This window comes from Mycobacterium szulgai, assembly GCF_002116635.1.
Classification (GTDB): Bacteria; Actinomycetota; Actinomycetes; order Mycobacteriales; family Mycobacteriaceae; genus Mycobacterium; species Mycobacterium szulgai.
Map to the genome: position 1 here is coordinate 1 of NZ_LQPW01000074.1, position 10,944 is coordinate 10,944.

12 protein-coding genes are annotated in these 10,944 nt (G+C 66.0%); 7 read left to right on the plus strand and 5 right to left on the minus strand.

Annotation, left to right across the window (positions count from 1 at the left end; all coding sequences use genetic code 11):
• Positions 1-591, minus strand: a 591-nt coding sequence (locus tag AWC27_RS12295; RefSeq protein ID WP_139836954.1) for a PE family protein, incomplete at its 3' end; no start/stop codon positions are given.
• Between the two features lie 545 nt (positions 592-1,136).
• Entirely contained in the window at positions 1,137-1,979 is an 843-nt protein-coding gene (locus AWC27_RS12300; RefSeq protein WP_085670737.1) for a class I SAM-dependent methyltransferase, read from the minus strand.
• Positions 1,980-2,198: 219 nt separating this feature from the next.
• Here AWC27_RS12300 and AWC27_RS12305 point away from each other — a divergent pair, with 219 nt between their 5' ends.
• Entirely contained in the window at positions 2,199-2,684 is a 486-nt protein-coding gene (locus AWC27_RS12305; protein ID WP_139836955.1) for a MarR family transcriptional regulator, read from the plus strand.
• Positions 2,685-2,705: 21 nt separating this feature from the next.
• Here the strand turns inward: AWC27_RS12305 and AWC27_RS12310 are convergent, their stop codons facing one another.
• Positions 2,706-3,530: a class I SAM-dependent methyltransferase gene (locus tag AWC27_RS12310; RefSeq protein ID WP_085670739.1), complete on the minus strand. Its 825-nt coding sequence runs from the start codon at positions 3,528-3,530 to the stop codon at positions 2,706-2,708.
• A gap of 173 nt (positions 3,531-3,703) precedes the next feature.
• Between AWC27_RS12310 and fmt the strand changes: the two genes are divergently transcribed.
• From fmt to ribD, 4 genes are read left to right on the plus strand one after another with little or no spacing between them, the layout of a single operon-like run.
• Positions 3,704-4,645 (plus strand): methionyl-tRNA formyltransferase, encoded by a 942-nt coding sequence (gene fmt, locus AWC27_RS12315; RefSeq protein ID WP_085670740.1) that lies wholly within the window; start codon positions 3,704-3,706, stop codon positions 4,643-4,645.
• On the plus strand, positions 4,642-6,021 hold the full coding sequence (locus AWC27_RS12320) for an RsmB/NOP family class I SAM-dependent RNA methyltransferase (protein ID WP_085670741.1): 1,380 nt from the start codon (positions 4,642-4,644) through the stop codon (positions 6,019-6,021). The genes fmt and AWC27_RS12320 overlap by 4 nt, the downstream gene beginning before the upstream one ends.
• A 4-nt stretch (positions 6,022-6,025) precedes the next feature.
• Positions 6,026-6,721, plus strand: a complete 696-nt coding sequence (rpe, locus tag AWC27_RS12325) for a ribulose-phosphate 3-epimerase (protein ID WP_139836956.1) — start codon at positions 6,026-6,028, stop codon at positions 6,719-6,721.
• Positions 6,722-6,728: 7 nt separating this feature from the next.
• Positions 6,729-7,763, plus strand: coding sequence for a bifunctional diaminohydroxyphosphoribosylaminopyrimidine deaminase/5-amino-6-(5-phosphoribosylamino)uracil reductase RibD (gene ribD / locus AWC27_RS12330; protein ID WP_085670743.1), 1,035 nt, complete (start codon positions 6,729-6,731; stop codon positions 7,761-7,763).
• On the opposite strand, the gene AWC27_RS12335 is transcribed toward ribD, so the two are convergent.
• Both AWC27_RS12335 and AWC27_RS12340 read right to left on the minus strand, forming a co-directional pair.
• Positions 7,760-9,310 carry an MFS transporter gene (locus tag AWC27_RS12335; protein ID WP_139836957.1) on the minus strand — a complete coding sequence of 517 codons (1,551 nt, stop codon included), beginning with the start codon at positions 9,308-9,310 and terminating at the stop codon, positions 7,760-7,762. The genes ribD and AWC27_RS12335 overlap by 4 nt on opposite strands.
• A 5-nt stretch (positions 9,311-9,315) precedes the next feature.
• On the minus strand, positions 9,316-10,017 hold the full coding sequence (locus AWC27_RS12340) for an LppX_LprAFG lipoprotein (RefSeq protein WP_085670745.1): 702 nt from the start codon (positions 10,015-10,017) through the stop codon (positions 9,316-9,318).
• Between the two features lie 85 nt (positions 10,018-10,102).
• Between AWC27_RS12340 and AWC27_RS12345 the strand changes: the two genes are divergently transcribed.
• The gene (locus tag AWC27_RS12345; RefSeq protein ID WP_085670746.1) at positions 10,103-10,705 is read left to right on the plus strand and encodes a riboflavin synthase; all 603 of its coding nucleotides are present in this window, start codon (positions 10,103-10,105) and stop codon (positions 10,703-10,705) included.
• Positions 10,706-10,795: 90 nt separating this feature from the next.
• Positions 10,796-10,944 (plus strand): 3,4-dihydroxy-2-butanone-4-phosphate synthase (locus AWC27_RS12350; RefSeq protein WP_211281620.1); only part of this gene is annotated, 149 nt, incomplete at its 3' end.

Below are 10,944 nucleotides of genomic sequence, written 5' to 3' on the forward strand. Positions count from 1 at the left end.
GCGCGGTCGCACCAGCGCGGCCGCGGCCCCACCGGCCCCTCCGGCGCCCCCGGCCGCACCTGCGCCGCCGGCTCCACCGGCACCGCCATTACCCCACAACCCCGCAGAACCGCCGGCCCCACCAGCTTGGCCGGCCGCACCCGCCGCACCGTTGCCCCCGTTGCCCCACAACAGGCCGCCGTCGCCACCGCGGCCGCCCGGGATGCTGCCATTGACACCATCGCCAACCAGGTTGCGGTGCAACAACATCTGGGTAGGGGCGTTGATCACCCCGAGCAGTCCCCGCTCAACAATCTGCAGGGGGGAGCCGTTCGCGGTCTCGGCGCCGGCGTAGGCGCCGGCACTGGCGGTCAACAGCTGGACAAACCGATTGTTGAACGCGGCGACCTCGGCGCTTACCGCTTGAAATGCCTGCCCGTGCGAGCCGAATAGCGCTGCGATGGCCGCCGATACCTCGTCTGCGGCGGCGGCCTGCAGTTGCGTCGTAGGTGCGGCGGCCGCGGCAGCGGCTGAAGCGACTGCATGCCCGATCTCACCGGCACCAGCAGCCGTATCCAGCAACGTTCCGGGACCGACGATCACAAACGACATCTCAAACTCCAATCCCTCGGGCGAGTGCTTACCGATCGCCAATTCACTCCGCGGTCGGGCGCAGAGATCGCGACATCGTTGGAAGGCGAATATGCGCACCGGGTGTGCTAACGATCCTTAAATCGCATTGGAATGCACTGATCAAGAGCGGTTTTCAGGACTTGACACGGGAGCTGCCACCGCGCGCTTTCCCGGCGCAGCTGGATCTGGCCGACACCGCCGCGCATCGACGAGGACCTCGGGCCACCAGGTCGAAGACCTGCCCGCCCGGGTATTCACGCAGCTCGTTGCCCTGCAAACTGGTTAGTTCACTTGCCGGTGTGATCGGCGTTGGTCCGAGGCCGCGGGCGGGAAGCATGCACCGCAAAAGTTGGGCTGGGGTGCCTGTCACCAGCGACTTCCATACCAATTTCACTTTTGCGCCAACGACATCCACACCGTCGAGACCTATCTGCACAGTCGGGGGAATCCGGGCATCGGTGGTGCCGGCGGGTCACCGCGCGGCGCGAGGAGGTTGGACGGGTTGGCTTAGCCTGATCAGCCGGCTAGCCGGACTGGTGATACCCCCGCTTGCGGGCGGTGAAAATCAGGTATTCCCACACCATGACGCCGTCGATGAAGTATTCGCCACACAGCACGTCCAGTTCGCCATCGAGTTTGGCGATCTGGGCCGCGTCGTCGGCGATGTTGCGATAAGCGTTGATCACCGGGCCGTAGCAGTGCTTGAAGTAGTCGCGGCACTCCTCGGGAAGGTTGAACCGGTCCACCGTTAACGTGCCGCGCTGGGTGCGGACATCGGTGACGTGGTCGCGGAACAGGTCGCTGACATACTCCTCGTTGCCCCACCAGACCTCATGGGGTGCGCCGGCCGGCAGGGTCGGCCGGAACGGCCGCACGGTGGAAAGCAACTGGCCGTAGAAACCGTCGGGTGTCCAGCTCAGCACGCTGATCTTGCCGCCGGGCCGGCAAACCCTGGCCAGTTCGTCGGCGGTGCGCTGGTGACGCGGCGCGAACATGGCGCCGATCGTAGAGAGCACGGCATCGAAACTGCCGGCTCCGAACGGCAGGGCTTCGGCGTTGGCTTCCCGCCAGCCGAGTTCGAGTCCCTCGGCCGACGCGCGGGCCTGGGCCCGGCGCAACAGTTCCGGGGTAAGGTCGCTGGCGATGACATGGGCGCCGGCCACCGCTGCGGGGATCGCCAAGTTACCGGTACCGGCCGCGACGTCGAGCACCCGATCGCCGGGGCGAATACCGCTGGCGGAGACCAGAATCGGCCCCAGCGGAGCTAGCACTTCCTCGGCGTAGGTGGGGTAGTCACCGAGTGCCCACATGTCCCGGTGCGTTGTTGCCGGAAGTTGGCACTCGGTCATGGACGTGTCGATAGCCATCGGATCTCCTGCAGAGGGAGGGGGTCAACTGCGACGTCGTCGTCGGCGGCGAGGGCAGTAAAAACTCGACTACCAAAAATCCGAACGTGCCCGGCGCAAAGTGTATACAAAGGAAATAATTAAAGTCTACGATTGTAGGACGTTGTTACACTTTCTCTGCTGTAGCGCGTGTATTACTACAACGAAGTTGACGGCCCGGGGAGACCGGGAAAGGGGGCCATAATGCCAACAGACAATGCGACCGAAGTCGAGTCGCTGGATGCGATTACCGATTCGCTGCTGACAGCGTCTCGACTACTGGTCGGTATCTCGTCGCATTCCATCGCGCAGGTCGACGACACCATCACCATCCCGCAATTCCGGACCCTGGTGATTCTGTCCAATCGCGGTCCGATCAACCTGGCGACTCTGGCAACGCTGCTCGGCGTGCAGCCGTCGGCGACCGGCCGGATGGTCGACAGGTTGGTCAGCGCCGGGATGATCGATCGCTTGCCGCACCCCACCTCGCGGCGGGAGCTGCTGGCCGCGCTGACCAAGCGGGGGCGCGAAGTCGTCGCGAAGGTCACCGCGAACCGGCGCGTGGAAATCGCCCGCATCGTGGAGCAGATGCCGGCCGCCGAACGGCAGGGGCTGGTGCGTGCTCTTACGGCATTCACCGCAGCCGGCGGTGAGCCCGACGCTCACATCGATATAGATCACGTGTAAGCGCCGGGCCCATCGGCCCGGTCAGCGCTTGGTCGCGGTGACCAGCAAGTACTCCCACTCCATGACGCCATCGGTCAGGTATTCCGCGGCGAGTTCGACCAGTTGGGCATCGAGCTCGGCAGCCAGCACCGCGTTGTCGCCGATGTTTTCGTAGGCTTCGATCGTCGGGCCGTAGTTGTTCTTGAAGTAGTCGTGCACGGCCTGCGCGGAGTCGAAACGCTTGACCTCGAGGCCGGCGCGCTGCGTCTTGACGTCGGTGACGCTGTCGCCCAGCAGCCCGGTGATGTAGTTCTCGCGTCCCCACAGCGCCGACGGGGGCAGCGCCGCCGAAAGGCTCGGCCGGTAGGGCCGGATGGTGGCTAGCATCCGGCCGAAGAATCCCTCCGGGGTCCAGCTGATCACGCCGATGGTCCCGCCCGGCCGGCACACCCGCACCAGCTCGTTGGCCGAACACTGGTGGTCTGGCGCGAACATGATGCCGATCGCCGACATCGTGATGTCGAACTCGCCGTCGGCGAAGGGCAGGGCCTGAGCATTGGCTTCCTGGTACTGCAGCGTCAAGCCCTGCTCGGCGGCCCGGGCCTTGGAGCGCTCCAGAAGCTCTGGCGTGAGGTCGGTGGAAACGATCGTGGCGCCGGTCTTGGCGGCGGGAAGCGAGATATTGCCGGACCCCGCGGCGACATCGAGCACCCGAACGCCGGGCTTAATGCCCGCGGCGGCGACCAGGATCGGGCCCAGCGGCGCCATCACCTCTTCTGCCATCAGGGCGTAGTCGCCCAGGGCCCACATCGCCGCGTGCGTGGCCGCCAGGTTCTGGTCCTCGCGGATGGGTGTGTCGATTGTCATCAGATCTCCTGATCTCCTGCGAAGTAAGGGAAAGGACTGCCTGAGTACGACCTCGTCGTCGGAAAAAATGTCCTCTGGACATAGTATGCAGTAGCAATATTATAGGTAGCTAAGAATCCGATCCGCTCGGCTTGTGACCCTCGCCACCTTTGCGGCCTTCCTAGACTGTGTCAGTGCGCCTCGTCTTCGCCGGCACCCCTGAACCCGCGCTGCCCGCGCTGCGCGCCCTCATCGACTCACCCCGCCATGACGTGGTGGCGGTGCTGACCAGGCCCGACGCCGCGTCCGGCCGGCGCGGCAAGCCCGAACCGTCACCGGTGGCGCGGGAGGCGCTCGAGCGCGGCATCCCGGTCCTGCGCCCGGCGCGGCCGAACTCGGCGGAATTCGTCGCCGAGCTGGCGGAGTTGGCGCCGCAGTGTTGCGCCGTGGTGGCCTATGGAGCGCTGCTCGGCAGCGGCCTGCTTGCCGTGCCCGCGCACGGCTGGGTCAACTTGCACTTCTCATTGCTGCCCGCCTGGCGCGGCGCGGCGCCGGTGCAGGCCGCGATCGCCGCGGGCGACGCCATCACCGGAGCCACGACGTTTCAGATCGAGCCCAGCCTGGATTCCGGACCGGTCTACGGCGTCGTTACCGAGACCATCCAGCCGACCGATACCGCGGGCGATTTACTTGAGCGACTTGCTGTTTCGGGTGCGGGGCTATTATCGGCCACGTTGGATGGCATCGCCGATCAGACGCTGACCCCGCGACCGCAACCGGCCGAGGGCATCAGCCTGGCGCCGAAGATAACCGTGGAACAGGCCCGGGTGCGTTGGGATCTGCCCGCGCAAGTGGTTGAGCGACGTATTCGCGCGGTCACGCCCAATCCGGGAGCCTGGACGATGGTGGGGGATCTGCGGATCAAAGTCGGCCCGGTTCAGCTTGTTGCCGAGTCGGCAGAAACCCCAATGTCGATGTCGCCCGGGGCAATTCACGTAGACCGTAAGAGTGTGTGGGTCGGCACCGGCTCGGATCCGGTGCGGCTGGGCCAGATTCAGCCCCCGGGAAAGAAAATCATGAACGCTGTCGACTGGGCGCGTGGTGCCCGGCTCGACCCAGCCGCGCGGGCGTCATGACTCCTAAACCAAAAGGGCCGCGGCGCAAGCGGCTTGACCCGGCGCGTGGCGCCGCGTTCGACGCGCTGCGGGCGGTCACTGAGCGCGATGCGTACGCGAACCTGGTGTTGCCGGCGTTGCTGCGGGAGCGGGGGATCACCGGCCGCGACGCCGCCTTTGCCACCGAACTGACCTACGGCAGCTGCCGGACGCAGGGCCTGCTCGACGCCGTCATCGCCGCGGCCGCCGGTCGGCCGGCGCAGGCGATCCATCCGGTCCTGCTCGACCTGCTGCGGCTGGGCGCCTATCAGTTGTTACGCACCCGCGTCGAGGCACACGCCGCCGTGTCTACCACCGTCGACCAGGCCGGCATTGAATTCGACTCGGCCCGAGCAGGTTTCGTCAACGGTGTGCTGCGAAAGATCGCCGCACGTGACGAGCGGTCCTGGGTGGAAGAACTGGCTCCCGACCCGGCGCGAGATCCGATCGGGCACGCGGCTTTCGTGCACGCTCACCCGCGCTGGATCGCCCAGGCCTTCGCCGACGCACTGGGCGCAGACGCAGGAGAACTCGATGCCGTGCTGGCCAGTGACGACGAACGACCACAGGTGCATTTGGCGGCGCGCCCCGGGGTGCTGACCGCCGATGAGCTGGCAGAGCAGGTACACGGCACCGTGGGCCGCTATTCGCCGTATGCGGTGTACCTGCCGGGCGGTGATCCCGGCGAGCTGGCGGCGGTTCGCGAAGGCAGTGCGCTGGTGCAGGACGAGGGCAGCCAGTTGGTTGCCCGGGCGCTGGCGCTGGCGCCGGTCGATGACGACGGCGGGCGCTGGCTCGACTTGTGCGCCGGCCCGGGCGGTAAGACCGCCCTACTGGCCGCGCTCGGAGTGAGCTCGGGAGCTCGTGTGACTGCGGTGGAGCCGGCGCCGCACCGCGCCGACCTGGTCGAGGCGAACACGCAGGGACTGCCGGTGGAGGTGTTGCGAGTCGACGGCCGGCACACCGATCTCGAACCCGGCTTCGATCGGGTGCTGGTCGATGTGCCCTGCACCGGGCTGGGTGCCTTGCGCCGGCGCCCGGAGGCACGCTGGCGGCGCCAGCCCTCCGACATACCCGCGTTGGCCAAACTGCAGCGCGAACTGCTGGCCGCGGCGATCGCCCTGGCCCGGCCGGGCGGCGTGGTGCTTTATGCGACCTGCTCGCCGCACCTGGCCGAAACCTCGGGTGTGGTCGCCGACGCGCTGCGCCGGCAGCCGGTGACGGCGCTGGATACCCGGCCCTTATTCGAGCCGGTCAGCCAGGGTCTGGGGGAAGGGCACCAGGTGCAACTGTGGCCACACCGACACGGCACCGATGCCATGTTCGCAGCTGCCCTTCGCCGGCTTCCCGGGGATTAGTAGTCTGTCGCTCATGCCTCGCACGGGGGGACCGCTGATAGCGCCGTCAATCCTGGCCGCCGATTTCGCCCGTCTGGCCGATGAAGCGGCCGCGGTACACGGCGCCGACTGGTTGCACGTCGACGTGATGGACGGCCATTTCGTGCCGAACCTGACGATCGGGCTGCCAGTGGTGGAAAGTCTGTTGGCCGCCAGCAATATTCCGATGGATTGCCATCTGATGATTGACAACCCTGACCGATGGGCACCGCCGTATGCCGAGGCGGGTGCCTACAACGTGACTTTTCACGCCGAGGCCACCGACAACCCGGTCTCGGTGGCCCGCGATATTCAGGCCGCCGGCGCCAAGGCCGGGATCAGCATCAAGCCCGGAACCCCGCTGGATCCGTATCTGGAAATCCTGCCGCATTTCGATACGTTTCTCGTCATGTCCGTCGAACCCGGCTTCGGTGGCCAGAGTTTTATCCCCGAGGTGCTGAGCAAGGTGCGTACGGTGCGCAAGATGGTGGATTCGGGAGAGCTCACCATCCTCGTCGAGATCGACGGCGGCATCAATGAAGACACCATCGAGCAGGCCGCCGAGGCCGGCGTCGATTGTTTCGTCGCCGGATCCGCGGTTTACGGCGCGGATGATCCCAGCGCGGCGGTCGAGGCATTGCGGCGACAGGCCGGTGCCGTGTCCCCCCACTTAGGCTTGTGAACGGCTTATGAACCAGCCCCTGGACCAGACCCAGACGGTCAAAAGCATCGACGAGGCCATGCGTCTGGCCATCGAGCACTCCTATCAGGTCAAGGGCACCACCTATCCGAACCCGCCGGTCGGGGCGGTCATCGTCGACCCCGAAGGCCGGGTGGTGGGTGTCGGCGCTACCCAACCGGCCGGCGGCGATCACGCCGAAGTCATCGCGCTGCGCCGGGCCGGCGGTTTGGCCGCCGGCGGTATCGCGGTGATCACCATGGAGCCGTGCAATCACTTCGGCAAGACCCCGCCGTGCGTGAACGCGCTGATCGAAGCTCGGGTCGGAACGGTGATCTTCGCTGTCAACGATCCCAACGGGATCGCGGGCGGCGGTGCGGGGCGACTGTCCGCTGCGGGGTTGCAGGTGCGCTCTGGCGTGATGGCCGATGCCGTTGCGGCCGGGCCGTTGCGCGAGTGGCTACACAAGCAGCGGACCGGGCTGCCGTATGTCACGTGGAAGTACGCCACCAGCATCGACGGCCGCAGCGCTGCCGCCGACGGCTCCAGCCAGTGGATCAGCAGCGAGGCCGCTCGGCAGCACCTGCATCGCCGTCGGGCCGTCGCCGATGCGATCGTGGTCGGAACCGGTACGGTTCTGGCCGACGATCCGACGCTGACCGCCCGGTTGCCCGACGGGTCGCTGGCACCGCAGCAACCGCTGCGGGTGGTGGTGGGGATGCGTGACATCCCGCCGGAAGCCAAGGTGCTCAACGACGATTCGCGCACCATGGTGATCCGCACCCGCGAACCCGTGGAGGTGCTCAGGGCGCTGTCGGACCGCACCGATGTGCTGCTCGAAGGCGGCCCGACCCTGGCCGGTGCCTTCCTACGTCAGGGGGCGATCAACCGCATCATGGCCTACGTGGCGCCGATCTTGTTGGGCGGCCCGATCAGCGCGGTAAACGATGTCGGGGTGTCCAACGTGGCGCATGCGCTGCGTTGGCAATTCGACAGTGTCGAGCAGGTCGGCCCGGATCTGCTGCTCAGCCTGGTGGCGCGTTAACCGGTCCGGGGCGCGACGGCCTGCTGCTCGGAAACTTCTGGTTCTTCGGCGTGGACGTGGCGGCTGCTCAGCAACAGACCTAGCAGTGCTCCTACCGCGCAGACCACTGCCGTAACGGTGAATATGTTGCCGTACATCAGGGCGAATGCCTTCTGGTACATGCCTCCGATTGCGGCGGCGCGTTCGAGCAACGTGGCATCCGGCGGGATTGCCGCCGACAACCCCGACAGGATCTGATTGAACCGGTATAACCCCCACGCGCTCAGCGCGGCGACACCGATCAACATGCCGGTCATGCGGGCCACCACCACCGCCGCCGAGGCGATGCCATGCTGGGCTGCGGGGACAGCGCGCAGCGTTGCCGAGGACAGCGGACCGATCACCAAACCCAGCCCGAGACCTGCCACCAGCAGGTCGGCGTGCATCGCAGGCACGGTGAAGAGTCCGAAGATGTTGTGGGTCTGGTCTGGCAAGTCGACGCGCCAGTGCGATATCAGCAGGTAACCGCAGGCGGCGATGAGCAGGCCAATCAGGGTCACCCAACGGTCGCCGGCGCGGGTGGCGATCCAGCCGCCTACCACCGCCCCGATCGGCAAGGCGATGAGAAACCAGAGCAGCATTCCTGCGGCCTGAGTCTGGTCCTTTTGCAGCACGCCTTGGCCGAACAGCTCGACGTTGACCAGCGTTACCATCAGCGCCGCGCCGGCACACAGCGATGAGCCCAACGCCGCCAGGAAAGGTCGGAAGTGCACGCCGGCCGGTTCGATGAGCCGGGTGCGGGCCAGCCGCTCCCAAACGAAGAACGCGACCGTGGCCACGATCGCCCCGACAATCAACGGCAAGCCGTAGCTCGGCAGCACGTGTTTGCCGTCGGGATTGGGGTTGTAAAGCCCGATGACCGCAAGAGCTAATGCCAGGGCCAGGAGTAGGCCGCCGACCAGGTCTATCCTCTCTGGCTCTGCGCTGCGGTCGTGCGACGGCAGGCTGAACTGAATCATCGCCATGGCGATCAGGGTCAGCGGGACGTTGATCCAGAACACGTCTCGCCAGTCATTGAGCAGCCAGACGATGAAGATGCCGTAGAGCGGACCCAGCACGCTGCCGAGTTCCTGCGCGGCGCCGATCCCGCCCAGCACGCCGGCCCGGTTGCGCTGCGACCAGAGGTCGGCGCCCAACGCCAGCGTGATAGGCAGTAGTGCACCGCTGGCAATACCCTGGACGCCTCGGCCGACCAGCAGCATGTGGAAACTGCCAAAATGGCCCGCCAATGCCGTGACCACGGAGCCGATCAGGAATCCGGCCAGGCTGACCTGCAGCATCAACTTGCGGCCGAACCGGTCGGACGCTCGTCCCAGTAGCGGCATCGCGGCGATATAGCCCAGCAGGTACCACGTGACAATCCAGGTGATCCGCTGCAGCTGATTCACCGGGATGCCGACGCTGTTCATGATGTCGCGCATGATCGTGACAACGACATAGGTGTCCAGCGCGCCCAGCAGCACCGCGAGGCTGCCCGCGCTGATCGCGACTCGACGTCCGGCCCGCATGCTCATCAGCTCACCGGCGGCTTCGTCACCTGGACCTGCTGGCCCCAGTTCGACAAGGTCATCTGGACGGAATTGCCCGTGCCACGCTCCATCTTGACCTGCGCCAGTTGGTGGTCGCCGGTCTCCTGAATCCAGACGGTGGCCGGCACTGGGTCCGTTGCATTGAACGGCGGCGCAATCTGATTCACCGCGGCCGCCGTCACCTTGCCACTGATGCGGACGGTGGTCTGCCCGTTGATGGTGTCGCGGCCTTCGGCCTTCGCGTCGGTGAAGTTGGCCAGCACGTTGGCCAGGCCGTTGTCGGGGCTCAAGATCTGCGAGGGGTCGTAGATGTCGGCTGCCTTACCGAAATCGCTCCATTTGTTAGGCGTGAGGGTGGCGTAGAGGTTGCCGTCGAAGACCACGAAGTCCGCGTCGATGTCGGACCCACCGAGGGTGAGTTTGACGTTCCCCTTCGCGGCGGTCGGGTTGGTGGTGAGATCACCGCTGAGCGTCTTCATGGACAGTCCGGGAATCTTGCCGTTCACCGTCAGCACGATGTGCGCGCTCTTGACGTTCTTGGTGACTTCGGCGGACTGCTTGACCAGATTCGTGGCGTCCGGCAGCGGTCCACCGCTTGGCTTCGACTGCGACGAACAGCTGGCAACCAACAGGGTTGCCGCGCTCAGGGCGGCGAGCAACACAAAGAGACGGCGGGGGGTCTGCATAACTTTGCATCGTAGAGGGTGCCTGTGACGCGCCCGGCGAGCCAGTCGGGTGCAGGTCTGCGGTAATAGCCATTAACCTGGTGCGATGTTCACCGGAATTGTCGAGGAACTCGGAGAGATCACCGGTCGGGAAGCCCTCACCGATGCCGCGCGCTTGATCATCCGCGGCCCCACCGTGACCTCCGACGCACGACATGGGGATTCGATCGCCGTCAACGGCGTATGCCTGACCGTCGTCGACGTATTGCCCGACGGCCAATTCAGCGCCGACGTGATGGCCGAGACGCTGAACCGCTCCAGTTTGGGTGAATTGCGGCCCGGCAGCCGGGTGAACCTGGAACGCGCGGCGGCCGTCAACAGCCGATTGGGTGGCCACATCGTCCAGGGACATGTGGATGGCACCGGCGTAATCGTGTCGCGCAGCCCCTCCGAGCATTGGGAGGTGGTGCGATTCGAAATGCCCCACACGGTGGCCCGCTATGTCGTCGAGAAAGGATCGATCACCATCGACGGGATTTCGCTGACGGTTTCCGGGTTGGGGGCCGAGCCGCGGGATTGGTTCGAGGTGTCGCTGATTCCGACTACGCGAGAGCTCACCACGCTGGGTTCTGCTCCGGTGGGAACGCGGGTGAACCTCGAGGTCGATGTGATCGCCAAATATGTCGAGCGGCTGATGCAAACCACCTGAGAGCAGCGGATAAAGCCTTCGCAATAACGGCGGCCCCGCCGTGGTTCATACTTGAGTGCAATTAGCCGGTTCCACAGCAAGGTAGCAGCGATGACGAGGTTGGATTCCGTCGAGCGGGCGGTTGCCGACATTGCGGCGGGAAAGGCCGTCGTGGTCATCGATGACGAGGACCGCGAAAACGAGGGCGACCTGATCTTCGCCGCGGAGAAGGCGACGCCGGAGTTGGTGGCGTTCATGGT

What these genes read in the sequence shown, in the direction of transcription:
- AWC27_RS12340 (WP_085670745.1), bottom strand. Translation starts at nt 10,017, where the DNA reads ATGCAGACCCCCCGCCGTCTCTTTGTGTTGCTCGCCGCCCTGAGCGCG.
- AWC27_RS12345 (WP_085670746.1), top strand. Translation starts at nt 10,103, where the DNA reads ATGTTCACCGGAATTGTCGAGGAACTCGGAGAGATCACCGGTCGGGAA.
- ribD (WP_085670743.1), top strand. Translation starts at nt 6,729, where the DNA reads ATGAACCAGCCCCTGGACCAGACCCAGACGGTCAAAAGCATCGACGAG.
- AWC27_RS12300 (WP_085670737.1), bottom strand. Translation starts at nt 1,979, where the DNA reads ATGGCTATCGACACGTCCATGACCGAGTGCCAACTTCCGGCAACAACG.
- AWC27_RS12335 (WP_139836957.1), bottom strand. Translation starts at nt 9,310, where the DNA reads ATGCGGGCCGGACGTCGAGTCGCGATCAGCGCGGGCAGCCTCGCGGTG.
- AWC27_RS12320 (WP_085670741.1), top strand. Translation starts at nt 4,642, where the DNA reads ATGACTCCTAAACCAAAAGGGCCGCGGCGCAAGCGGCTTGACCCGGCG.
- AWC27_RS12310 (WP_085670739.1), bottom strand. Translation starts at nt 3,530, where the DNA reads ATGACAATCGACACACCCATCCGCGAGGACCAGAACCTGGCGGCCACG.